The 22,293-nt window shown below is 70.5% G+C and carries 22 protein-coding genes; 3 read left to right on the forward strand and 19 right to left on the reverse strand.

Features of this window, described 5'->3' with window-relative positions; all coding sequences use genetic code 11:
- Positions 1-51: 51 nt before the first annotated feature.
- The 14 genes from groL to glmS form a co-directional block, all read right to left on the reverse strand.
- Complete coding sequence (groL, locus tag AC5Y2S_RS09700) at positions 52-1,674, reverse strand: chaperonin GroEL (RefSeq protein WP_499955867.1); 1,623 nt, start codon at positions 1,672-1,674, stop codon at positions 52-54.
- A gap of 77 nt (positions 1,675-1,751) precedes the next feature.
- Positions 1,752-2,054 carry a co-chaperone GroES gene (gene groES, locus AC5Y2S_RS09705; protein ID WP_007167930.1) on the reverse strand — a complete coding sequence of 101 codons (303 nt, stop codon included), beginning with the start codon at positions 2,052-2,054 and terminating at the stop codon, positions 1,752-1,754.
- 213 nt (positions 2,055-2,267) lie between these two features.
- Positions 2,268-3,293, reverse strand: a complete 1,026-nt coding sequence (gene tsaD / locus AC5Y2S_RS09710) for a tRNA (adenosine(37)-N6)-threonylcarbamoyltransferase complex transferase subunit TsaD (protein ID WP_499955869.1) — start codon at positions 3,291-3,293, stop codon at positions 2,268-2,270.
- Complete coding sequence (rimI, locus tag AC5Y2S_RS09715) at positions 3,290-3,757, reverse strand: ribosomal protein S18-alanine N-acetyltransferase (protein ID WP_499955871.1); 468 nt, start codon at positions 3,755-3,757, stop codon at positions 3,290-3,292. Before rimI ends, tsaD begins: the two co-directional genes overlap by 4 nt.
- On the reverse strand, positions 3,754-4,383 hold the full coding sequence (tsaB, locus tag AC5Y2S_RS09720) for a tRNA (adenosine(37)-N6)-threonylcarbamoyltransferase complex dimerization subunit type 1 TsaB (protein WP_499901610.1): 630 nt from the start codon (positions 4,381-4,383) through the stop codon (positions 3,754-3,756). The genes rimI and tsaB overlap by 4 nt, the downstream gene beginning before the upstream one ends.
- The gene (tsaE, locus tag AC5Y2S_RS09725) at positions 4,380-4,850 is read right to left on the reverse strand and encodes a tRNA (adenosine(37)-N6)-threonylcarbamoyltransferase complex ATPase subunit type 1 TsaE (RefSeq protein ID WP_499955873.1); all 471 of its coding nucleotides are present in this window, start codon (positions 4,848-4,850) and stop codon (positions 4,380-4,382) included. Before tsaE ends, tsaB begins: the two co-directional genes overlap by 4 nt.
- Complete coding sequence (locus AC5Y2S_RS09730; RefSeq protein WP_499955875.1) at positions 4,843-5,895, reverse strand: alpha/beta fold hydrolase; 1,053 nt, start codon at positions 5,893-5,895, stop codon at positions 4,843-4,845. Before AC5Y2S_RS09730 ends, tsaE begins: the two co-directional genes overlap by 8 nt.
- 52 nt (positions 5,896-5,947) lie before the next feature.
- Positions 5,948-7,114 (reverse strand): alanine racemase, encoded by a 1,167-nt coding sequence (alr, locus tag AC5Y2S_RS09735; RefSeq protein ID WP_499955876.1) that lies wholly within the window; start codon positions 7,112-7,114, stop codon positions 5,948-5,950.
- A 95-nt stretch (positions 7,115-7,209) separates the two neighbouring features.
- Positions 7,210-8,595: a glutamate decarboxylase gene (gad, locus tag AC5Y2S_RS09740; protein ID WP_499955878.1), complete on the reverse strand. Its 1,386-nt coding sequence runs from the start codon at positions 8,593-8,595 to the stop codon at positions 7,210-7,212.
- A gap of 22 nt (positions 8,596-8,617) precedes the next feature.
- Positions 8,618-10,033, reverse strand: coding sequence for an NAD(P)H-hydrate dehydratase (locus AC5Y2S_RS09745; protein WP_499955880.1), 1,416 nt, complete (start codon positions 10,031-10,033; stop codon positions 8,618-8,620).
- 20 nt (positions 10,034-10,053) lie between these two features.
- Complete coding sequence (locus AC5Y2S_RS09750) at positions 10,054-11,904, reverse strand: alpha/beta hydrolase family protein (RefSeq protein WP_499955882.1); 1,851 nt, start codon at positions 11,902-11,904, stop codon at positions 10,054-10,056.
- Positions 11,905-11,907: 3 nt separating this feature from the next.
- The gene (locus AC5Y2S_RS09755; RefSeq protein WP_499955883.1) at positions 11,908-12,615 is read right to left on the reverse strand and encodes a rhomboid-like protein; all 708 of its coding nucleotides are present in this window, start codon (positions 12,613-12,615) and stop codon (positions 11,908-11,910) included.
- A 28-nt stretch (positions 12,616-12,643) separates the two neighbouring features.
- Positions 12,644-13,498 carry a DUF4436 domain-containing protein gene (locus AC5Y2S_RS09760; protein WP_499955884.1) on the reverse strand — a complete coding sequence of 285 codons (855 nt, stop codon included), beginning with the start codon at positions 13,496-13,498 and terminating at the stop codon, positions 12,644-12,646.
- An 88-nt stretch (positions 13,499-13,586) separates the two neighbouring features.
- Complete coding sequence (glmS, locus tag AC5Y2S_RS09765; RefSeq protein ID WP_499955886.1) at positions 13,587-15,452, reverse strand: glutamine--fructose-6-phosphate transaminase (isomerizing); 1,866 nt, start codon at positions 15,450-15,452, stop codon at positions 13,587-13,589.
- A gap of 541 nt (positions 15,453-15,993) precedes the next feature.
- Here glmS and AC5Y2S_RS09770 point away from each other — a divergent pair.
- The 3 genes from AC5Y2S_RS09770 to AC5Y2S_RS09780 are packed head-to-tail and all read left to right on the forward strand — an operon-like array spanning position 15,994 to position 18,137.
- Positions 15,994-16,197, forward strand: coding sequence for an Rv1535 family protein (locus tag AC5Y2S_RS09770; RefSeq protein ID WP_499901622.1), 204 nt, complete (start codon positions 15,994-15,996; stop codon positions 16,195-16,197).
- Between the two features lie 25 nt (positions 16,198-16,222).
- Entirely contained in the window at positions 16,223-17,062 is an 840-nt protein-coding gene (locus AC5Y2S_RS09775) for a dienelactone hydrolase family protein (protein WP_499955888.1), read from the forward strand.
- A gap of 31 nt (positions 17,063-17,093) precedes the next feature.
- Positions 17,094-18,137 carry an LLM class F420-dependent oxidoreductase gene (locus AC5Y2S_RS09780; protein WP_499955890.1) on the forward strand — a complete coding sequence of 348 codons (1,044 nt, stop codon included), beginning with the start codon at positions 17,094-17,096 and terminating at the stop codon, positions 18,135-18,137.
- Between the two features lie 4 nt (positions 18,138-18,141).
- Here the strand turns inward: AC5Y2S_RS09780 and AC5Y2S_RS09785 are convergent, their stop codons facing one another.
- From AC5Y2S_RS09785 to rplM, 5 genes are all read right to left on the reverse strand, one after another.
- Positions 18,142-19,377, reverse strand: coding sequence for a hypothetical protein (locus AC5Y2S_RS09785; RefSeq protein ID WP_499955892.1), 1,236 nt, complete (start codon positions 19,375-19,377; stop codon positions 18,142-18,144).
- A 2-nt stretch (positions 19,378-19,379) separates the two neighbouring features.
- Entirely contained in the window at positions 19,380-19,667 is a 288-nt protein-coding gene (locus tag AC5Y2S_RS09790; protein ID WP_499955894.1) for a hypothetical protein, read from the reverse strand.
- Positions 19,668-19,714: 47 nt separating this feature from the next.
- The gene (glmM, locus tag AC5Y2S_RS09795) at positions 19,715-21,052 is read right to left on the reverse strand and encodes a phosphoglucosamine mutase (protein ID WP_499955896.1); all 1,338 of its coding nucleotides are present in this window, start codon (positions 21,050-21,052) and stop codon (positions 19,715-19,717) included.
- Between the two features lie 126 nt (positions 21,053-21,178).
- Positions 21,179-21,676, reverse strand: coding sequence for a 30S ribosomal protein S9 (gene rpsI / locus AC5Y2S_RS09800; RefSeq protein WP_499955898.1), 498 nt, complete (start codon positions 21,674-21,676; stop codon positions 21,179-21,181).
- Positions 21,673-22,116 carry a 50S ribosomal protein L13 gene (rplM, locus tag AC5Y2S_RS09805; protein ID WP_066933818.1) on the reverse strand — a complete coding sequence of 148 codons (444 nt, stop codon included), beginning with the start codon at positions 22,114-22,116 and terminating at the stop codon, positions 21,673-21,675. The genes rpsI and rplM overlap by 4 nt, the downstream gene beginning before the upstream one ends.
- Between the last annotated feature and the right edge of the window lie 177 nt (positions 22,117-22,293).

The raw sequence follows: 22,293 nt of genomic DNA on the forward strand, positions 1-22,293 counted from the left end.
AACGAAGCACCCCCGGCCGATAGAGCGGGGGTGCTTCGTTACCGGGCGCTTCTAGTGGTGGTGATGGCCGTGGCCGTGGCCGTGGTCATCCTCGGCCTCGGCGGGCTTCTCGACCACCGCAGTCTCGGTGGTGAGCACCATCCGCGCCACCGACGCCGCGTTGACGACGGCCGACCGGGTCACCTTGACCGGGTCGATCACGCCGGCGCCGAGCAAGTCGCCGTATTCGAGCGTCTCGGCGTTCAGGCCCTGCCCGACGGGCAGCTCGCCGACCTTGTTGACGGCGACCGCGCCGTCCAGCCCGGCGTTGGTGGCGATCCAATAGAGGGGCGCCGACAGCGCCGCGGAGAACACGTCGACGCCGAGCGCCTCGTCGCCGCTCACCGTCCCGCGCAGCTCCGTCAGCGCCTTGCGCGCGTGGATGAGCGCCGTTCCGCCGCCCGCGACGATGCCCTCCTCGACGGCGGCCTTGGCGGCCGCGACGGCGTCCTCGACGCTCTCCTTGCGCTCCTTGAGCGCCGTCTCGGTGGCGGCACCGACCTTGATGACGGCCACGCCGCCGGCCAGCTTGGCCAGCCGCTCCTGCAGCTTCTCGCGATCCCAGTCGGAGTCGGTCTTCTCGATCTCGGCGCGCAGTTGCTTGACGCGGTTGGCGACCGCGTCCTTCGAGCCGCCACCCTCGACGATGATCGTGTCGTCCTTGCTGACCACCACGCGGCGGGCCGAGCCCAGCACCTCGGCGCCGACCTCGCGCAGCAGCAGCCCGGCGTCGGGGTTGATCACCTGACCGCCCGTGACCACCGCGAGGTCTTCGAGGAACGCCTTGCGGCGGTCACCGAAGAACGGCGCCTTGACCGCAACGGCCTTCAGCGTCTTGCGGATCGAGTTGACGACCAGCGTCGCCAGGGCCTCGCCCTCGATGTCCTCGGCCACGATCAGCAGCGGCTTGCCCGCTTCGGCGACCTTTTCCAGCATTGGCAGCAGGTCGGGCAGTGAGCTGATCTTCTCCTGGTGCAGCAGGATCAGCGGGTCGTCGAGCACAGCCTCCTGCGAGTCGAAGTCGGTGACGAAATAGGCCGACAGGAAGCCCTTGTCGAAGCCGACGCCCTCGGTGAACTCCAGCTCGGTGTTCAGGGTCGAGGATTCCTCGACGCTGACGACGCCGTCGGCGCCGACCTTGGTCATCGCCTCGCCCACCAGCTCGCCGATGTGCGGGTCGCGCGACGATACGGTCGCCACCTGCGCGATGCCCTCCTTGCCGGACACCGGGGTGGCCTCGGCCAGCAGCGCCTCGGACACCGCGTCGCCGGCCTTGCCGATCCCGACGCCCAGCGCGATCGGGTTGGCGCCGGCGGCGACCATCCGCAGCCCGTCCTTGACCAGTGCCTGCGCCAGCACGGTCGCGGTGGTGGTGCCGTCGCCCGCTACGTCGTTGGTCTTGGTGGCCACCGACTTCACCAGCTGGGCGCCCAGGTTCTCGAACGGGTCCTCGAGGTCGATCTCGCGCGCGACGGTGACGCCGTCGTTGGTCACCGCGGGCCCGCCGAACGCCTTGGCCAGCACCACGTGCCGGCCGCGCGGCCCCAACGTCACCCGGACGGCGTCGGCGAGCTTGTTCACGCCGGCCTCCATGGCACGGCGCGCGGTTTCGTCGTACTCAATAACTTTGCTCATCAGGCTCCTTCACAACGCATGCCGCCCCGGAAATCACCCGCGGTGTGCGCGGGGATCGCCGGGGCGGAACACGGTCCTTACTTGGATACGACAGCCAGCACGTCGCGCGCGGACAGGATCAGGTACTCCTCGCCGTTGTACTTGATCTCGGTGCCGCCGTACTTGCTGTAGATGACGGTGTCACCCTCCGAGACGTCCAGCGGGATCCGCTTCTCGCCGTCCTCGTCCCACCGGCCCGGGCCGACTGCGACGACGGTGCCTTCCTGCGGCTTCTCCTTGGCGGTGTCAGGAATGACCAGACCGGACGCGGTCGTGGTCTCGGCCTCGTTGGCCTGCACGAGAATCTTGTCCTCGAGTGGCTTGATGTTCACCTTCGCCACGATTGGAGCCCTCCAATAGTTAGATCGGGTCCGGGGCGGTTGGCCCCGGAATTATCAAGGGATTCGGCAGTCGTCCGTGCCCTCGCGCCGTCGTCGCGGGTGCCGACACAGGGGCTCGGCCGATTGCCACCTAGCACTCTATACATGCGAGTGCTAGCACTCAAGGCCGCCCCGCTGCTTCTTGTGTCTTGGCGTGTCCGCGCTGAGCGAACATCAGCTCACCTGGGCTTTTACCACCGGCAAGCCGGGGTCGCTGGGGACGTCCAGCGGCGACGGGGCCGCGCCGGCCGCCACCAGGTGCGCGGCGAAGGCGGCGATCATCGCCCCGTTGTCGGTGCACAGCCGCGGCCGGGGGATGCGCAGCGTCAGGCCGGCCGCCGCACAGCGCTGCGTGGCCAGCTCCCGCAATCGCGAGTTCGCGGCCACTCCCCCGGCGATCAACAGCGTCGAGACGCCGAGTTCGGTGGCCGCCCGCACCGCCTTTCCGGTGAGCACGTCGGCGACGGCCTCCTGGAAGCCGGCGGCGATGTCGGGGGTCGGGGCGTCGGGGTGGCTTTCCACGTAGCGCGCGACGGCGGTCTTGAGCCCGGAGAAGCTGAACGCGTGCGGGTCGTCGCGGGGACCGGTCATGCCGCGCGGGAACGTGATGGCGTCGGGATCGCCGGTGCGGGCCAGGTCGTCGAGCACCTTGCCGCCCGGGTACCCCAGCCCCAGCAGCCGCGCCACCTTGTCGTAGGCCTCGCCGGCGGCGTCGTCGACGGTGCTGCCCAGCTCGACGATCGGCTCGCCGAGGGAGCGCACGTGCAACAGGTGCGTGTGCCCGCCCGACACCAGCAGCGCCACACACTCGGGTAGCGGTCCATGTTCGTAAACGTCGGCGGCCAGGTGCCCGCCCAGGTGGTTCACGGCGTAGAACGGCACGTCCCAGGCGGCCGAATACGCCTTGGCCGCAGCCACTCCCACCAACAGGGCTCCGGCCAGCCCGGGCCCGATCGTGGCGGCGACGACATCGGGCTTGTCCAGCGCCGCCGTTTCCAGCGCGCGGCGCATGGCGGGGCCGAGGGCCTCCAGGTGCGCGCGCGAGGCGATCTCGGGGACGACGCCTCCGAAGCGGACGTGTTCGTCGACGCTGGAGGCCACCTCGTCGGCGAGCAGCGTCACGGTGCCGTCCCCGTCGAGGCGCGCGATGCCGACTCCCGTTTCGTCGCAGGAGGTTTCGATCGCCAGAATGACCGTCACACAGCCTCCCGTCGCATCGTGTACGCGTCGGCGCCGCTGACCCGGTAATAGCGCTTGCGCAGGCCGATCTGCGCGAAGCCCGCGCTGCGGTACAGCGCGATGGCCGCCTCGTTGTCGGTGCGGACCTCCAGGTAGACGACGCCGCCGCCGGCGAAATCGAGCAGGTCGTCGAGGAGCCGGCGCCCGATGCCCCGGCCCTGGTAGGCCGGGTCCACCCCGATGGTGTGCACCTCGTATTCGAAGGGCGGTGTGCGGCCCAGCCGCGCGATGCCGGCGTAGCCGACGAGCGTGCCGCCGACCCGGGCGGCCGCGTAGTGGTTGTGTGTGGCGGCCAGCTCGCGGTTGAACGCCACCGCGGGCCAGGGGTCGTCGCCGGGGAACAGCACCGCCTCCAGCTCGGCGCAGCGCTCGGCGTCGGCGGGCGTCAACGCGCCGAAAGTCACGGGCTCGCTGGGGGCGGTCATCGGGGGGCCGCCAGGGGCTTGGCGTCTGGACGGCGCAGGTAGAGCGCGACGAGCGGGAGCGGCCGCTCCGCCCAGTCGGGCACCGCAGCGACCAGGCCGGCGGACGTCGGGTGGGCGGGCTCGCCGACCGGCAGCCCGAACAGCGCGGCGTGCTCGGGTGAGCCGGCGACCGCCGTGGCGGGACCGGGGTCGACGTCGGCGGGGGCATTAACTCCCGGTCCCGCCATGCGGAAACCGTCGCGGTAGCGCGCCCAGTACACCTCGCGACGGCGGGCGTCGGTGACCACCAGGACCTCGCCGGTGGTGCGCACCCCGATGGCGTCCAGGCTGCACACCCCGCGCACCGGGATGCCCAGCGCGTGCGCGTAGGCCGCGGCGGTCGCCATCCCGGCCCGCAGGCCGGTGAACGGGCCGGGTCCGCAGCCCACCACGACGGCGTCGAGATCGGCCATCGTCAGCCCGGCGTCGGCGAGGGCGGCCAGCGCGTTGGGGGTCAGCCGCTCGGCGTGCGCGCGGGCATCGTGGGTGACCCGCTCGGCCAGCACGGTGAGGACGCCGCGCTCAAGCTTTACCAAGCCCGCCGTCACGGCCGGAGTCGACGTATCCAGCGCCAGAACGAGACTCATGCGCCCCACTCCCAGGTGGCGATCCGCACATCGGAGTGGCTGACCCGCTCCAGCCGGACGTCGAGGTGTCGCTCCGAGAGGCGTTCGGCCAGGCCCTCGCCCCACTCGACCACGACGACCGCGTCGTCGAGATCGGTGTCGAGGTCCAGCGAGTCCAGCTCCCCCAGCAGGTCGGCGCCGCCATGATCCAGCAGTCGGTACATGTCGACGTGAATCATCGCCGGTGCGCCGGGCCGGCGCGGCGGATGCACCCGCGCCAGCACGTACGACGGCGACGTGACCGGACCGTCGACGTCCATCGCCGCGGCAATCCCCTTGGCCAGCACCGTTTTTCCCGCACCGAGCGGGCCGGACAGCACCACCACGTCGCCCGCCCGCAGCTGCCGGCCCAGCCGCGAACCCAGCGCGACGGTGTCCTCGACGCGCTCGCAGGTGGCCGTGCCCTGCCCTTCGGCGCCGTCAGCCATTGCGCCGCAACCTTTCTCGCAATCGCCGGTACCGCAGCACCATCTCGCCCGGAACGGCGCGGTGAACGAGCCGGACCAGCCCGTCGTTGATGGCCTCGGGCTTGTCCAGCAGCGCCAGGTGGCTGGCCCCGGCGACGATGACCAGCTCGGAGCGCGGCAGCGAGGCCGCCATCTTCCGCGAGTATTCGTCCGGGGTGAGCAGGTCATGGTCGCCGCACGCGATCAGGGTCGGCACCTTGAGCAAGGTCCACAGCCCGGCGGTCTCGTCGTGTTTTTCCAGGGCATCGAGAAAGCCGACCATGGTGTCGATCGGGGTGCCGTTCATCATCCGCTGGGAGAACGCGTCCAGGCTCCGGCTCACCTGCAGGTCGCTGTAGGACGCGGCCCGCAGGACCGGGCCGATCAGCGATCGTGACACGTTGCGGCCGCGGTGCATCAGCTTGGGCGCGGAGCGGGCGGTGAACCGAAACGCGTCCAGCGCGGGATTTTTCAGGATCTCGCCCAGCGGCGACCGCGTCACCCCTTCGGCCGCGGAGGAGATGATTGCGGCGCCGACGATCCGGCGGCCGTACTGCTCGGGGAACTGGCGCGCGTGCGACAACACCGTCATGCCACCCATCGAATGGCCGACGAGCACCACCACCCCTCTGGGCGCCGCGGCCTTCAGCACGCCGTCCAGGTCCTCGCCCAGCTGGGTCAGCGTGTAGCTCTCCGGCGCGCCGGCGCCGGATCGTCCATGGCCACGCTGGTCGTAGAACACCATCCGCACGGGCGGGGACAACCGATTCGGGAGTCGGGTGCGCTGGAAATGGAAGGCGCCCATGCGCAGGCAGAATCCGTGGACGAAGACCATGGTCACCTGCGCGTCGACCGGGCCGGCCTCGCGGACCGCCAACGGCACCCCGTCGGGTGTGGTCACCACGTACGCGCGGTCCTGGTCGATCGTCTCGAAATCCTCGTCCGCGTACGGGTCTTCGAGGAGGGCCGCGCGCTGGGTCACCGAGCGGCGGGCGGAGGCTCCGACGATGGTGGCGACGGCGGTCACCCCGGCCCCTCCCGCAAGCCAGGCTTTGCCCCTGCGACGCCTGCGGGTCTTGTCAGGGCTCAAGGGTTTCGGCCTCGCGGTAGGTTCTGGTGATCCGCCCCCGGGGGCTGGTGACCACTTCGTAGTGGATGGTGCCGAGCAGGTCGGCCCAGTCTTGTGCGGTGGGTTCGCCCCGGGTGCCGGGCCCGAACAGGATCGCCTCGTCGCCCTCGGCCACATCGACCGGCCCCGGCCCGAGCTCGACGACGAACTGGTCCATGCAGATCCGTCCGGCACCGGGGCGCCGCCTGCCGTTGATCAGCACCTCCAGCCGCCCGCCCAGCGAGCGGAACACGCCGTCCGCGTAGCCGATCGGCAGCAACGCCAGGGTGGTGTCCCGTTGCGCGGTCCAGGTGTGCCCATAGGACACGCTCTCGCCGGCGCGAACCGATTTGACCAGCGCGACGGCACATTTCACGGTCATCGCCGGGATCAACCCCATTTCGCCGAGCTGGGGTACTGGGCTCAGGCCGTACACCGCGATGCCGGGACGCACCAGGTCGAAGGCCAGGTCTGGGCGCGACATCGTGGCCGACGAATTCGCCAGATGCGCAACCTCGAAATGCACGCCCTCGGCGCGCGCTCGCGCGAGCATGTCGGAAAACCGTTGGGCCTGAACGTCGTTGACGGGGTTCTCGGGCTGGTCGGCGAACACCATGTGCGACATCAGCCCGCGCAGCCGGATGGCGTTCTCGGCGACGGCGGCGCGCAGCGCGGTCAGCATCGCCGGGTAGTCCGCCGGGGCCACGCCGTTGCGGTTCAGCCCCGTGTCTACCTTGACGGTCACCGTCGCCGTGCGCCCCGTGCGGCGCACCGCGTCGGTCACCTCGTCGAGCTGGCGCACCGAGGAAACGCCGATCTCCACGTCGGCCAGCAGGGCCGGCCCGAAGTCGATGCCTGGCGGGTGCAGCCACGCCAGCACCGGCGCGGTGATCCCGTCGGCGCGCAGCGCCAGCGCCTCGGCGACGGTGGCGACGCCCAGCTCGGCCGCCCCGGCGGCCAGCGCCGTCGTCGCGACCCGGGTCGCGCCGTGGCCGTAGCCGTCGGCCTTGACGACGGCCATCACCCCGGCGCCGCCGGCGTGTTCGCGCAGCACCCGCACGTTGTGCGCGACGGCGCCCAGGTCCACCACGGCCTCGGCGACGACGCCGGGCGTCAGGGATATCGGCGTAACTGCCACGGCCGCCATTGTCCCAGAAGTGCGCCGAGCGCCGTCGAGCGTCGACTCGTTGTGGAGGATTCGGCCTGATCAGCGCAACAAGTCGACGTTCGGCGCTAGTGCGCGAAGTGCTGGGCGTCGTAGTGCCCGGCGGGCTTGATCTTGTCCAGCGACGCCAGGGCGCTGCGGGCGTCGTCGTGCAGCGCCCGGGCCAAATCGGCGGAGAGCCCTTCCCGCACCACGATGCGCAGCACCGAGACGTGGGTGGCGTTGTCCGGCATGGTGTAGGCGGGCACCTGCCAGCCGTAGCCGCGCAGCTCGTGGGAGACGTCGAACTCGGTGTACCCGCGGTCCCTGGCCAGCCGGAAGCTGACCACCGGGATCGCCGAACCGTCGGAGATCAGCTCGCAGTGGTCGGTATCCCGCAGCTGGTCGCCGAGCCAGCGCGCGGTCGACGACAGGCTCTGCATCACCTTGGTGTAGCCCTCGCGGCCCAGCCGCAAAAAGTTGTAGTACTGGCCGACCACCTGGTTGCCGGGGCGCGAGAAGTTCAGCGTGAAGGTCGGCATGTCGCCGCCCAAGTAGTTGACCCGGAACACCAGCTCGTCGGGCAGGTGCTCGGCGCTGCGCCATACGACGAACCCGATGCCCGGGTAGGTCAGCCCGTACTTGTGGCCGCTGACGTTGATCGACACCACCCGGGGCAGCCGGAAGTCCCATTCCAGGCCCGGGTGCAGGAACGGCACCACGAAGCCCCCGCTGGCGGCGTCGACGTGCACCGGGACGTCCACTCCGCCGCCGGCCGCAAGCTTGTCCAGCGCCGCGCAGATCTGCGCGATCGGTTCGAGTTCGCCGGTGTAGGTGGTGCCCAGGATCGCCACCACGCCGATGGTGTCCTCGTCGACGGCGTCGACGACCTGCTCGGGCGTGATGACGTAGCGCCCCTCCTCCATCGGCAGGTAGCGCGGCTCGACGTCGAAGTAGCGGCAGAACTTCTCCCACACGACCTGGACGTTGGAGCCCATCACCAGGTTGGGCGTCCGCTTCTCCCAGCCCTTCCCGATCTTCTGGCGCCAGCGCCACTTCAGCGCCAGCCCGCCCAGCATCACCGCCTCGCTGGAGCCGATCGTCGACACCCCGATGGCGCTGGACGGGTCGTCGTCCTTGAGCTCCTCGGCGTGGAACAGGTCGGCTACCATGCACACGCAGCGCTGCTCGATGGCCGCGGTGGCCGGGTATTCGTCCTTGTCGATCATGTTCTTGTCGAACGTCTCGGCCATCAGCTTGCCGGCCTCGGGATCCATCCAGGTGGTGACGAACGTCGCCAGGTTCAGCCGCGAGCTCCCGTCGAGCATCAGCTCGTCGTGAATGAATCGGTACGCGGCGTCGGGATCCATCGACTCCTCGGGCAGCCGCAGCGCCGGAATGGGCGCGGTGAACAGGCGGCCGGTGTAGGCGGGGGCGATCGAGTGCGCCGGCACGGACGGATGGCTGCGGGACACGGCGGGTCCTTTCTCGTGGGTGCTACAGGTCGGCCAGTGCGGCCCGGATGTGCGGGACGATCCGCGACGCCGACGTCGGCGCCTCGCCCGGGCCGGGGTCGGCGGCCGAGAGCGCGGCCGCACGCGCGTGCACGAACGCCGCGGCCGCGGCCGCCTCGGCGGCCGGCAACCCTGACGCCAGCAGCGCGCCGATCATGCCGGACAGCACGTCGCCGGAGCCGGCCGTGGCCGCCCAGGACTGCCCGGCGGGATTGAGATAGACCGGGCCGCCGGGGTCGGCGACGATCGTGACGTTGCCCTTGAGCAGCACGGTGGCGCCGAACGCGTCGGCCAGCTTGCGGCACGCCGTCACCCGGTCGTCGCCGGGCGGGTTGCCGGCCAGCCGGGCGAATTCGCCCGCGTGCGGGGTCAGCACGGTGGGCGCGGCGCGGCTCATCACGAGTTCCGGGTGGGCCGCCAGGATGGTCAGCGCGTCGGCGTCGACGATCACCGGCAGGTCGCTCTCCAGCGCGAACCACAACGCGGCGGCCCCGGTTTCGTCGGTGCCCAGTCCCGGCCCGACGACCCACGCCTGCACCCGCCCGGCCGCGGCCGGGGTGGGCGAGGCGATCACCTCGGGCCACTGCGCGAGGACCTGCGTGTGCGCGCTGCCGGCGTAGCGGACCATGCCGGAGGTGGCGGCGACGGCGGCGCCGGTGCACAGGACGGCGGCGCCCGGGTAGGTGGCCGAGCCGGCCATCACGCCCGTCACGCCCTGGGTGTACTTGTCGTCGCGGGGCCCGGGAACCGGCCAGCGCCCCGCGACGTCGGCGGCCTCGAAGCCCAGCACATCCGTCTCGGGCAGGTCGAGGCCGATGTCGATCAGCTTGACGCGCCCGCAGTCGGCGAGCGCGTGCACGGGTTTGAGCCCGCCGAAGGTGACGGTCAGCGCCGCGTGCACCGCGGGCCCGGTGATGGCGCCGGTCGCCACGTCGATGCCGCTGGGGATGTCGACGGCGACCACCGGGATTCCCGCGGCGGCCGCGAACACCTCGGCCGCCGCCGGTCGCAGCGGCCCCGAGCCGGAGATGCCCACCACTCCGTCGATGACGAGATCGGTTCCCCCCGAGACACTTTCGACGACGCGACCGCCGGCCTTCCGGAACGCCGCCAGCGCCTTGGCGTGGGTGTGGTCCGGGTTGAGCAGCACCGCGTCGGCGGCCGCGCCGCGGCGGCGCACGAAGGTCGCCGCCCACAGCGCGTCGCCGCCGTTGTCGCCCGAGCCGACGACGGCGCACACCCGACGGCCGGCGACGCCGCCCGCGCGGACGGTCAGCTCGGCGATGATCTGCGTCGCCAGCCCGAAGGCCGCGCGGCGCATCAGCGCGCCGTCGGGAAGGCTGGCCAGCAGCGGCGCTTCGGCGTCGCGGATGGCGTCTACGGAGTAGTAGTGCCGCATCACCGCAAGCATTCCATGCCCTAGGCGCGCCGGGCGAACGCCTCGGTCAGCCATTCGGTCATCGCCTCGGCCAGCGCGGCGTGGTTCTCGCGCTTGACGATCTCGTGGCCGTCGTCGGCGAACAACAGGTAGCGCACCTCGCGGCCCGCGCGCCGCAACGCGTCGACGATCTGTTCCGATTCGCTGACCGGCACGTTGGTGTCGTGCGCGCCGTGCACCACCAGCAGCGGCGCGGTGAGCGCCTCGACGCGGCGCAGCGGCGACAGCCGCTCGAGCAGCGCGCGGTCGTTGACCGGGTGGCCGTACTCCGGGTAGGCGGCTTCGGCGATCCACGGCTCGGTGTTGCGGTAGAACGTGGTCAGGTCGCTCATGCCGCAGATGGTGACGCCCGCGGCGAACAGGTCCGGGTGAAACGTCAGGGCCGCCATCGTCAGGTAACCGCCGTAGGACCAGCCCGCGCAGGCGATGCGTCCCGGATCGGCCACCTGGCCGTCCACCAGGAAGCGCACGCAGTCCGCGACGTCGTCGATCGCCGCGAACCGCTTCCCCTTGTCGTCGGCGTGCACGAAGGTGCGGCCCAGCCCGCCGGAACCGCGCACGTTCGGCGCCAGCACGCTGATCCCGGCGTTGAGCAGGTCCGGGAAGATTTCGCTGTAGTCGGGCCGGGCCTGGCCCTCCGGGCCGCCGTGCAGATACACCAAGGCGCCCGAGGTGTTGTCGGTCGCCCGGTACAGCCAGGACGGAAGCTTGCGCCCGTCGCGCGCGGTGATCGTCTCCAGCGACGGCCGGGCGGAGAAGCCCGCGGCGATCGGGCCGCGGCTGGGTTCGGCGTCGATGAGTTGCCATGCCCGCGTGCGGGTGTCGACCAGCTCGACGGTTCGCGGCATCGCCGGGCCCTGCACGGTCATCGCCACCATCGAGCCGCCGGCGCTGATGGTCAGCTCGCCGGCGACCTCGCCCGGCAGCGGGATCGGTTCGGCCAGCGAGTAGTCGGTGTAGTGCAGAATCTGTAACTCGCTGCGGCCCTGCAGGTTCCACAGCAACGCGACGGTGGACATGTCGTCGCTGACGACGAACTCGTCGAGATCGGCGTCGGGGCGCTCGGCCACCACGAAGTAGCTCACCCCGTCCAGCGTGGCGATGACCTCCACCAGCCGCGCGTGCTCGCAGCCGTTGTCGCTGACGAGCAACGCCCGGAAGTACCCGTCGCCACCCACGCCCGGCCGGTACAACCTGGTCAGCTCGCCGGTCGGGCCGTAGCGCAGGCGGCGCGGGTGGTGGTCGTCGAGGATGGCGCCCTTGGCTGTCACCGAACCGGGATCCGATCCCAACAGCGCGATTTCGGTGTCCCCGTGCAGCATGACCATTTCCTGGTAGCCGCGCGGCCCGACCCGGATCAGCGCCGCCCCGGTCCACGCGTCGACGAGCCGGGCGCCGGAACGGCGGTCTATCACAACGCAATTGCCGTCGGCGGGATCGATCAGGCAGGACTGGCCGACGCCGTCCTCACCCGTCAGGATCGCCGCCACCCGGGTGCCGTCCCATCCGATCAGCTCGGCGGTCCCGGCCTCCTCGGCGTCGATGCGCCAGGCCATCCGGTCGTCGGGATCGGTGGTGACGACCCAGATCTGCCGGCGGGTGAAGCCCTCCGGGGCCACCTCGCAGGCCAACCAGTGACCGTCCGCGGAGTGGATGACCCGCGAGACCGGGCCCTCGACCGGCAGTTCGACGTTGCGCGACGAGCTGGCCCGGCGGCCGCGCAGGAAGCGCTGCACCGCATGGGGATAGCCGCCGTCGTCGACGAGGTGGGCGAACGCGGTGGCGTCGGGGGACAGCGACGCGCCGTAGAGCGCGCGGACCTGCTGTCCCATCGCCTACCCCTCGCGCGTTCCGATTCGCCGGAAAGCCGCCCTGATTTTCGCGGGGTTCAAGGGCGGTCGCTTGCGTTCGCGCGCCATCGGATAGAAGCAGAGCCCGATCAGGAGTGCGGCGAAATGACCGATCGCGGTGAAGTTCACCCCGTGGCGGGTCATGGTGAGCAGCGGGAAGCCGAAGATGACCAGCAGCACCCCGAGATAGCCCCAGCGCCAGGGCCGCGCGATGTGATAGGTCAGCACCGCCATCACGCCGACCAGGAAATAGCTGACCCCGATGTCGCGTGCGTGCACCAGCCGTTCGGGCGCCTCGTGCTCCTCGATCGCGAAGTACAGGATGCCCTCGCTGATGTAGGTGGCCAGGATGTGGGAGGTCAATCCGATTGTGAGCCAACGCAACTGGCCCAGCCAGTGCTCGGCGGGCGCGAGGAACAGGCTGAACAGCAGCAGGTACGGCTCCAGGTTCTTCCCGTCGATCCACAGCAGGCTGGAGAACAGCACGTCGAGCGGATCGGTTCCGAGCGCGTGAATGTTGGTGGAGCGGTGCAACAGCACGGAGTGCAGTTGCCGGCCGGGCAATTCGTTCTGGATGATCGTGGTGATCGCCAGCACCAGCAGCCAGGTGTAGGTCAGCGGCGCGGTGACGACGAATCGCCACACCGCGAGCCGGATTCGCCGCAGCCGGGTCCCCACCGATGCGTTCGCCACAAGTTCAACTGTTGCATGCCCGGCGCTGCTACGCGACGGTGGCCGGCTCTGGTTTGAGGTGGCGCCACCAGCAGTAGATGTAGAGCAGCATCGCGTTCACCAACGCGACGATCACCCACAGGGTGACGGTCACGTCGATCCACGAACCTATGGGCGGCGCGTCGGGCAGGGCGTTGCGCAGCGGCATGATCGCGAACAGCATCGCCGCGTACCACGTCGTCATCGGCGGCTGAAACTTTCGCCGGTCGAGCGCGGTCAGCACGGCGACCGAGAGACCGATCGCAGCGATCGCGATCATCATGGCGACGATGACGGCGGCGAAGGCCGCCGTGCTCGGAGACCGACGCAATTCCACTCGGTAGGGCGCCGAGATGGGCGCGGCGATATCAGATCTGGCTCTGACGGGTATGTCGACCCGCCAACCCGGAATGCGGTCGATGAACGTGACCGACGCCCGTTGTGGCACCGGGGAGTCGCCGCGGAAAAGATCGACCGTGATCGGCCCCGAGTGGTAGTGATCGAAGGGCCAATCCGACGGGTCGCCGGTAATGGTCAGCGGGACGGGAGACACGCCCGGCACCGTGCCCTTCGGCCAGCTGCGCTTCGTGGGAGTCATCGCGGAGTGGACTGCGACGGTGAGATCTTCGGTGAGGCCGCCGGTCAGGGGGTCCAGCAGCTCACGCCCCGGCGAAACCGTGACGTTGCCGTTCAGCCCGCCCTTGACCGACTGGAGCTCTTGGAGATCGATGGTCACGGTGGTCCCATCGGGCATCGGCTGACCCTCGGTGACCTGGCGCGGGCAGCCGCACCCTGACCTGGAGTAGAGCCCGACCGTGACCGCATAGGTCGCGACGAAGAGCACCACCAGACCGATGATCAACACTTTCCCGAAACGTCTGCCCGGCGCCGAGGGACCACCAGCCAACAACGTGCCTCCCGCTCATTCGCGTGAATTGACCGCCCGGAGAAGACTATTCGACGGTGACGGACTTGGCCAGGTTGCGCGGCTTGTCGACGTCGTAGCCGCGGGCCTGCGCGACCGACGCGGCGAACACCTGCAGCGGGATGGTCGACAAAAGCGGCTGCAGAAGGGTTGACACCGAGGGGATCTCGATCAGGTGATCGGCGTAGGGGCGCACGGTGTCGTCGCCCTCCTCGGAGATCACGATGGTCACCGCCCCGCGGGTCTGGATCTCGCGGATGTTGGAGAGCAGCTTGGCATGCAGCGTGGCCTGGCCCTTCGGCGAGGGCATGACGACGATCACCGGCAGGCCGTCCTCGATCAGCGCGATCGGGCCGTGCTTGAGCTCGCCCGCGGCGAAGCCCTCGGCGTGCATGTAGGCCAGTTCCTTGAGCTTGAGCGCGCCCTCCAGCGCCACGGGATAGCCGACGTGGCGCCCCAAGAACAGCACGGTCGAGGACTGCGCGAACCGATGGGCCAGCGCGGCGACCGGCTCGATGGTCGCCAGCACCCGGGCCACCAGGTCGGGCATCGCCTCCAGCTCGAGGTACTCGCGCTCGACCTCGTCGGGGTATTTGGTGCCGCGGGCCTGTGCGAGCGCCAGGCCGACCAGGTAGTTGGCGGCGATCTGCGCCAGGAACGTCTTGGTCGAGGCCACGCCGATCTCCGGTCCGGCGCGGGTGTAGAGCACCGCGTCGCACTCGCGCGGGATCTGCGAGCCGTTGGTGTTGCAGATCGCCAGCACCTTGGCCTTTTGGTCCTTGGCGTGCCGCACCGCCTCCAGGGTGTCGGCGGTCTCCCCGGACTGCGAGATCGCGACGACGAGTGTGCTGCGGTCCAGCACCGGGTCGCGGTAGCGGAATTCGCTGGCCAGCTCGACCTCGACCGGGAGCCGGGTCCAGTGCTCGATCGCGTACTTGGCGAGCAGCCCCGAGTGGTAGGCGGTGCCGCAGGCGACCACGAAGACCTTGTCGATCTCGCGCAGTTCCTGATCGGACAGGCGCTGCTCGTCGAGGACGATCCGGCCGTCGACGAAGTGCCCGAGCAGGGTGTCGGCGACCGCGGTGGGCTGCTCGGCGATCTCCTTGAGCATGAAGTAGGGGTAGCCGCCCTTTTCGGCCGCGGCCAGGTCCCAGTCGATGTGAAACTCGCGGTACTCGACGTCCAGGTTTCCGTCGAAGTCGGTGACGCGGTAGCCGTCCGCGGTGATCACCACGGCCTGGTCCTGCCCGAGTTCGACGGCGTTGCGGGTGTGCTCGATGAACGCCGCCACGTCGGAGCCGACGAACATCTCGCCGTCGCCGATCCCGAGCACCAGCGGGGTCGAGCGGCGGGCGGCGACGATGGTGCCCGGCTCATCGGCGTTGGCGAACACCAGGGTGAAGTGGCCCTCGAGGCGGCGCAGCACCGCCAGCACCGACGCGGCGAAGTCGCCCGCGGTGTCGCCGTGGTGGTAGGCCTGGGCCACCAGGTGCACCGCCACCTCGGTGTCGGTGTCGCTGGCGAACTCCACACCGGCGGCCTCCAGCTCGTGCCGCAGGGCCGGAAAGTTCTCGATGATGCCGTTGTGGACGACGGCGATCTTGCCCGCGGCGTCGCGGTGCGGGTGCGCGTTGCGGTCGGTTGGGCGGCCGTGGGTGGCCCAGCGCGTGTGGCCCAGCCCGGTGGTTCCGGCCAGCGACGCCGGCGCCATCTCCGCGACCGCCTCTTCCAGGTTGGCCAGTCGCCCGGCGCGGCGCCGGACGGTGAGTTTGCCCTGGCGGTCGACCAGCGCGATCCCCGATGAGTCGTAGCCGCGGTACTCCATCCGGCGCAGCGCGTCCATGACGACCTCGCAGGCCGGGCGGTGCCCGACGTAGCCGACAATCCCGCACATCCTGAACAGGGTAGTGCAGCGATCGCGCCGGAACCGCCAGCACGGGCCCGACCTGCGGGTATCGCGCGCCGGCCGCGCCAAGAAATCGTTGAGAATCCCTCCAGGCGCGGGCCCGAGGCTGTAGCCATCGACACCGGCACGGAGGGACCGCAGCGATGCATTCATACCGCCTTCATCAGCGATCGGCGTTTATTTCACCCGATGTATTCGTGGCGTTCCCGTCGGCGTCCGTTTCCCAGCAACCACTCGCTTTACACTGCGAAATGTCGGGTAACAGCTGGCGACAACCCGAGGCCAGCGGAAAGAATAATGGGGGTGGCGCTCGGCCTTTACCGGCGAATCTACCTGTAAGCCAAGGGTTAAACGCGACGGGTCACCGTCGAAAATCTGGCAGGTAAACGTTCCAAGCGACTTTTCAATACCGGCGAAATCCAACGGTTCAACTTTTCGTAAACCTTACGCAAGTGAATATCTAGCAAAGATTAACAACGGAAAACCGGGAATCGGTGAACGACCCGTAAAGAGCTTTCAGGAGGGAATCATGACCGCTGTGCTGTTCGACGAAGTGGTGACCGCGCCTGCCGCGCCACGGCCGACCGTAGCGCCCGCGCCGAAGCGGACGCCCCGCCCACCGGTCGCCGGCGGCGACCCGATGGTAGACGCGGCCTCACGTTTGCTGAGCATCCCGCTGCGCCACCTGTACGCGGCGCTGTGGCGGGTGGGTGTTATCGAGGTCACGGCCTAGCGGCGCCATGCGCTAACGTCGACGGGTGGCCCGCATCCGGAAGCTCGTCGCCGCCCTCAGCCGCCGTGGACCGCACCGGGTTTTGCGCGGCGACCTGGCCTTCGCCGGTTTGCCGGGGGTGGTCTACACGCCCGAGGCGGGCCTCAACCTGCCCGGCATCGCGTTCGGCCATGACTGGCTCGTCGGCGCGGCCCGTTATTCGGGCCTGCTGGAGCACCTCGCCTCCTGGGGCATCGTGGCCGGCGCCCCCGACACCCAGCGGGGGCTGGCGCCCTCGGTGCTGAACTTCGCGTTCGACCTCGGTACCGCCCTCGACATCGTGTCGGGCGTGCGCCTGGGGCCGGGCAACATCAGCGTCCATCCCGCCAAGCTCGGCGTGGTCGGCCACGGCTTCGGCGGCTCGGCCGCCGTGTTCGCCGCGGCCGGGATGCCCGAGAAACCCGCGGCCGTCGCGGCGCTCTTCCCGTCTGTCACCAGTCCCCCGGCCGAGCAGCCCGCCGCGGCGCTGAAGATCCCGGGCCTGATCCTGACCGCGCCGGGGGACCCGAAATCGCTGAACTCCAATGCCCTGGCGCTGGACGCGGCGTGGGACGCGGCCACGCTGCGCATCGTCGCCAAGGCCCAGCCCGGCGGGCTGGTCGAGGGCCGGCGACTGACGAAGGTGGTCGGACTGCCCGGCCCGCACCGGCGCACCCAGCGATCGGTCCGGGCGCTGTTGACCGGCTACCTGCTCTACGCGCTCGGCGGTGACAAGAAGTATCGCGACTTCGCCGATCCGGACGCGAAGCTGCCGCGGACGGTTCCGCCGGACCCGGAGGCCGAGCCCGTCGCCCTCGAGGAAAAGGTCGTCGCGCTCCTGAAGTAGCGTGCGTGCGCGCGCGTGGTATCTCTCATTGATGCGAATCGGGATCGCTCTGGACTATTCGGGCGGCTTTCACGAGGCCGTCGACCGCGTCGTCGAACTCGAAAAGGCCGGCATCGAGGTGGCGGTGGTGGCCGAGGCGTACGCGTTCGACGCCGTCAGCCAGCTCGGCTATCTGGCCGCCAAGACCAACACCGTCGAGCTGGCGTCGGGGGTGCTGCCGATCTACATCCGCACGCCGACGCTGCTGGCAATGACCGCCGCGGGCCTGGATTTCGTGTCCGACGGGCGATTTCGTCTTGGCATCGGCACTTCGGGGCCGCAGGTGATGGAGGGCTTCCACGGCGTCGAGTTCGACGCCCCGCTGGGCCGCACCCGCGAGATCGTTGAGATCTGCCGGCAGGTGTGGCGCCGCGAGCGGCTGCAATACGCCGGCAAGCACTACCAGATCCCGTTGCCCGCCGACCGCGGGACCGGGTTGGGCAAGGCGCTGCAGCTGATCAATCACCCGGTGCGCGAACGGATTCCGATCTCCATCGCGGCGCTGGGCCCGAAGAACGTCGAGCTCACCGCCGAGATCGCCGAAGGCTGGCAGCCGGTCTTCTACCTTCCGGACAAGGCCCACCTGGTGTGGGGCGAGGCGCTGGCCGCCGGCGCCGCCAAACGCGACCCGGCGCTGGGGCCGCTCGACGTCATGGTGCACGCCGGTCTGGCCATCGGCGATGACGTCGAAGACCGGTTGGCCTGGAGCAAGCCGCAGCTTGCCCTCTACCTCGGCGGGATGGGCGCCAAGGGCCGCAACTTCTACCACAGCCTGGCCACGCGCTACGGGTTCGGCGAGATCGCCGACCGCATCCAGGAGCTCTACCTGTCGGGCCGCAAGCGCGAGGCCACCGCGTTGGTGCCCGACGAATTGGTGCGCGGGATGTCGCTCATCGGCCCCCGCGGATACGTCGCCGAACGCCTGGCCGCCTTCGCCGAGTCCGGCGTGACGACGCTGTTGGTCAACCCCCTGGCGGCCGACCCCGGTGAGGCGATGCGCTTCGTCGAGGACGTGCTGCGGATGCGGCCCGCCTGAGCCATCACTGCCCCGCCTGCGGAAGTTCTTCCGCGGCAATCTCGCACGGCGTCGCTCCGTCGTTCGGCGGCGCGGCGACCGGCGCGGCGACCGGCGCGGCGACCGGCGCGGGGGCCGCATCCGGCGGCGCCGGCTCGTCAACCGGCCGAGCATCCTGAACCGGCCCGGCAACCTCGGAATCACGCTCCTCGGCAACGTCTTTCGCCTCGCCGGGCTCATCGGGCCGGTCCGCGGCGTCGTCGGGGTGGAACGGATCCCCTTCGTCGTCGATTGCGTCGTCGAAGGCGTCGTCGATGCCCGCCTCGTCGCCCGCCGGGCCCAACAGCGAGCCCATCGCGCCGACGATCCGATCGGCCAGCGCGCCGAGCCCGCCCAGGCCGCCGCCCAGATCACCCGTGGGCAAGGCCGACGGCGTGCCCAGGTCGGGCAGCGGCGGCGCGGCGGTCGGCAACGCCGGCGCCGCAACGGGATCCACCGGCGGCCCGGCTAGCGCGGCGGGCGCGACCACCGCGGCAGGCGGGCTGGCTGGGCGAGGCTGGTAACCGCCCCCGAAGTCGCCGGGCACCTCGAAGCGCGCCGCCGGCGCGGCGGCCATCCGGTCGATCACCATGGCGTAGGACGTGTCCACCCCCTCCGCCGTCGAGCGCATCGTCGTCAACCAGTCGTCACGAATCTCGTTGTCCACGTATGGAGCTATCTCCTGACGGACCACCTCCTCGGCGCCGGCCCGCTCGCCCGCGCCGTTCGTGACCGCGGCGGCCGCGGCCAACCACGCCGGACGCTGGGCCCGCGTGGCCTCGTCGATGGCGATGGCCGTCGCGACCTTCGAATCGACCAAATACCACAGGTTGTCGCGCAGCGACTCACACCGCTGCGCCGCCGCGCGGACCTCGGTGGCCACCGCGGACGCGGCGTCGCAATGACGCTCCAGGAACCGCACCGCGGAGTCCCCGCCCGGCCCCAGCCACGCCGCGGCCAGCTGGGCGAGCTGCGCGCGCTGCGTCCCGAGCGCCTCCATGACCGCCGCGCCCGCGGCCCGCAATTCCGCGCAGTCGCGGTCGAGCGCGCGAAGATCCAGGCCCTCTTCGCCGTCGTACCAATCGCGGATTTGGGACGGATGGGCCGTCAGGCCGGGATGTTGGTAGCCGAGCGCGTGGCAGGCCCGCACGTAGCTCTCGGTGCGCTCGACGGCGGGGAGGCCCTCGGCCAGGCGCCCGGCGACGTCCAACCGGTCGGCCACGGTCAGGCGATCCGCGCCGCGGCGTACGTTTCGGCGTCGGCGTAGTTCTCGGCGCCGGTCCGCAGCGCTGCGGCCGTCGCCGCCGCCGTGCGCGACCACTGCGTCACCTCGGCCGTCAGCCGCTCCAGTTGCAGGCGCAGGGCGTCACCGCGCGCGGTGTGGTCCCGGCCGGCGACGGCACCGCCGAAAGTCAACCGCGCCAAGTGATCTGCCACCGCGCGCTCGAGGAGGTCGGCGGCCGCGCCCATCTGATCGGCGACCCTGAGCACCGCCGAGCTGTCGAATCTCATGCCTAATCCGACGGCGGATGTCGCGCCGCGGTTCCCGCGCTAGTCGATCAGCGCGCGTCGCTCACCGCTTCGGCGACCCGGGTGGCGACCCGCTGCGCGACGCTCTCTTCGGGCGCCTCCACCATGACCCGGATCATCGGCTCGGTTCCCGAGGGGCGCAACAGGATTCGGCCGGTGTCACCCAGTTCGGCCTCGGCCTGCTCGAGCGCGGTCCGCACCGAGGGCGCCGCGGCGGCGGTGGCCTTGTCGGCGACCTTGACGTTGATCAGGACCTGCGGCAGCGCCCGCATCGCCGAGGCGAGGTCGGCCAGCGAGGCGCCGGTCTGCACCATGCGGTTCATCAATCGCAGCCCGGTGACGATGCCGTCGCCGGTGGAGCCGGCCGCGGGCATCACGATGTGGCCGGACTGCTCGCCGCCCAGGCTGTAGTCGCCGGCCCGGAGCTCCTCCAGGACGTAGCGGTCGCCGACTCCGGTCGTGCGCACGGCGATGCCCGCGGACCGCATGGCCAGGTGCAGCCCGAGGTTGCTCATCACGGTGGTCACCAACGTGTCCGAGGCCAGCTCGCCCGCATCCCGCATGGCCAGCGCCAGCACCACCATGATGTGGTCGCCGTCGACGAGCTCCCCGCTGGCGTCGACGGCCAGGCACCGGTCGGCGTCCCCGTCGTGCGCCAGGCCCAGGTCGGCGCGGTGATCGATGACCGCCGCCTTCACCGCGTCCAGGTGCGTCGAACCGCAGCCGTCGTTGATGTTGAGCCCGTTGGGGTCGGCGTTGATGGCGATCACCCGCGCGCCGGCCGCGCGGTAGGCGCGGGGGGCCACCGACGACGCCGCGCCATGGGCGCAGTCGACCACCACGGTCAGGCCGTCCAGGCGCAGCGTGCTCGCCTTGGACAGGTGGCGCAGGTAGCGGTCGGCCGCATCCTCGGCGTCGACGACCCGGCCGATCCCGGCGCCGGCCGGGCGCAACCCCGGCCCCGCCGCGACGAGCTCCTCGATCTGGTCCTCGGTGGAGTCGTCCAGCTTGTGGCCGCCGGGTCCGAAGATCTTGATGCCGTTGTCGGGCATCGGGTTGTGCGACGCGGAGATCATCACCCCGAAGTCGGCGTCGTAGGCGCCGGTCAGGTAGGCCACCGCCGGGGTGGGCAGCACCCCGACCCGAAGCGCGTCGACGCCCTGGCTGGTCAGCCCGGCGATCACCGCGGCCTCCAGCATCTCGCCGCTGGCCCTGGGATCGCGGCCGATCACGGCCACCCGCCGGCCCGGTGCACCCGAACTCGCCAGGCGCCGGGCCGCCGCGGCGCCCAGGGCCAACGCCAGCTCGGCGGTCAACTCGCGATTGGCGACCCCGCGCACACCGTCGGTGCCGAATAGTCGACCCATGCGGTAAAACCTCTCACAGTTGACGCTCAGACACCTAACGTGCCCGTTCTTTTCTGACCGAAACCACGCGCGAACGCGCGCAGACACGCCGCAAGACGCGGTTTTGCGGCCAGAAAGTGACGTTGATCAGCGCTTGCTGTACTGCGGCGCCTTGCGGGCCTTCTTCAGCCCGTACTTCTTGCGCTCGGTGGCGCGCGGGTCACGGGTGAGGAAGCCGGCCTTCTTCAGCGCGGGCCGGTCCTCGGGCGAGGCCAGGATCAGCGCCCGGGCGATGCCCAGGCGAAGCGCCCCGGCCTGACCCGACGGGCCGCCGCCGTGCAACAGGGCGAAGACGTCGAAGCTCTCCACCCGGTCGACGGTGACCAGGGGGGCCTTGATCAGCTGCTGGTGCACCTTGTTGGGGAAGTAGTCCTCGAGGCTGCGGCCGTTGAGGTCGAACTTGCCGGTGCCGGGCACGATGCGCACCCGCACCACGGCCTCTTTGCGGCGGCCGACGGTCTGGATGGGCCGCTCGAACACGAACGACTCGGCGGGACGGGCGGCCGGAGCCTCGGCCGGGGTTTCCGGCGCCTCGGGGGTCTCCGGGGTCGCCTGAGCTTCCACGGCCTCGGTTGTCTCGGTCACTGGGCCACCTGCTTGATCTCGTACGGAACCGGCTGCTGAGCGGTGTGGGGATGCTCCGGACCTGCGTAGACGCGGAGCTTGCGCTGGATCTGCCGGCTGAGCTTGTTCTTGGGGAGCATGCCGACGATGGCCTTCTCCACGACGCGGGTCGGGTGCTTTTCCAGCAGCTCGCCGGTCGTGCGGCTGTGCAGCCCGCCGGGATACCCCGAGTGGCGGTAGGCCAGCTTGCTCTGCAGTTTGTCGCCGGACAGGGCGACCTTTTCGGCGTTGATGACGATGACGAAGTCACCGCCGTCGACATTGGGCGCGAACGTCGGCTTGTGCTTGCCGCGCAGCAGGTTGGCCGCCGCGACGGCAAGGCGGCCAAGCACCACGTCCGTGGCGTCGATGACGTACCACGACCGCGTGGTGTCACCCGCCTTTGGCGCGTAGGTGGGCACAGCGCTTACCTTCTCTTCTCTAGCCTCTGGTACGAGGATGTGGATCCCGGGTCGAGCCGGGTGCCAGTCAGGCGTTCGCGGTGGGGTTTGATCTCGGCGACCGACATTGACCCGAGACCCCGACGTACCGCACGCCAACGGAGCAGCTTACCGATCGTCATCCCCGCAGGTCAAAAT

It is taken from the genome of Mycobacterium sp. NGS69 (assembly GCF_059812165.1).

Excerpts from the sequence above, each read along its gene's own strand:
- tsaB (WP_499901610.1), bottom strand. The coding sequence starts at position 4,383 with ATGAGTCTCGTTCTGGCGCTGGATACGTCGACTCCGGCCGTGACGGCG.
- AC5Y2S_RS09750 (WP_499955882.1), bottom strand. The coding sequence starts at position 11,904 with ATGGGACAGCAGGTCCGCGCGCTCTACGGCGCGTCGCTGTCCCCCGAC.
- AC5Y2S_RS09780 (WP_499955890.1), top strand. The coding sequence starts at position 17,094 with ATGCGAATCGGGATCGCTCTGGACTATTCGGGCGGCTTTCACGAGGCC.
- glmS (WP_499955886.1), bottom strand. The coding sequence starts at position 15,452 with ATGTGCGGGATTGTCGGCTACGTCGGGCACCGCCCGGCCTGCGAGGTC.
- AC5Y2S_RS09745 (WP_499955880.1), bottom strand. The coding sequence starts at position 10,033 with ATGCGGCACTACTACTCCGTAGACGCCATCCGCGACGCCGAAGCGCCG.
- groL (WP_499955867.1), bottom strand. The coding sequence starts at position 1,674 with ATGAGCAAAGTTATTGAGTACGACGAAACCGCGCGCCGTGCCATGGAG.
- rimI (WP_499955871.1), bottom strand. The coding sequence starts at position 3,757 with ATGACCGCCCCCAGCGAGCCCGTGACTTTCGGCGCGTTGACGCCCGCC.
- AC5Y2S_RS09790 (WP_499955894.1), bottom strand. The coding sequence starts at position 19,667 with ATGAGATTCGACAGCTCGGCGGTGCTCAGGGTCGCCGATCAGATGGGC.
- tsaE (WP_499955873.1), bottom strand. The coding sequence starts at position 4,850 with ATGGCTGACGGCGCCGAAGGGCAGGGCACGGCCACCTGCGAGCGCGTC.
- glmM (WP_499955896.1), bottom strand. The coding sequence starts at position 21,052 with ATGGGTCGACTATTCGGCACCGACGGTGTGCGCGGGGTCGCCAATCGC.
- AC5Y2S_RS09770 (WP_499901622.1), top strand. The coding sequence starts at position 15,994 with ATGACCGCTGTGCTGTTCGACGAAGTGGTGACCGCGCCTGCCGCGCCA.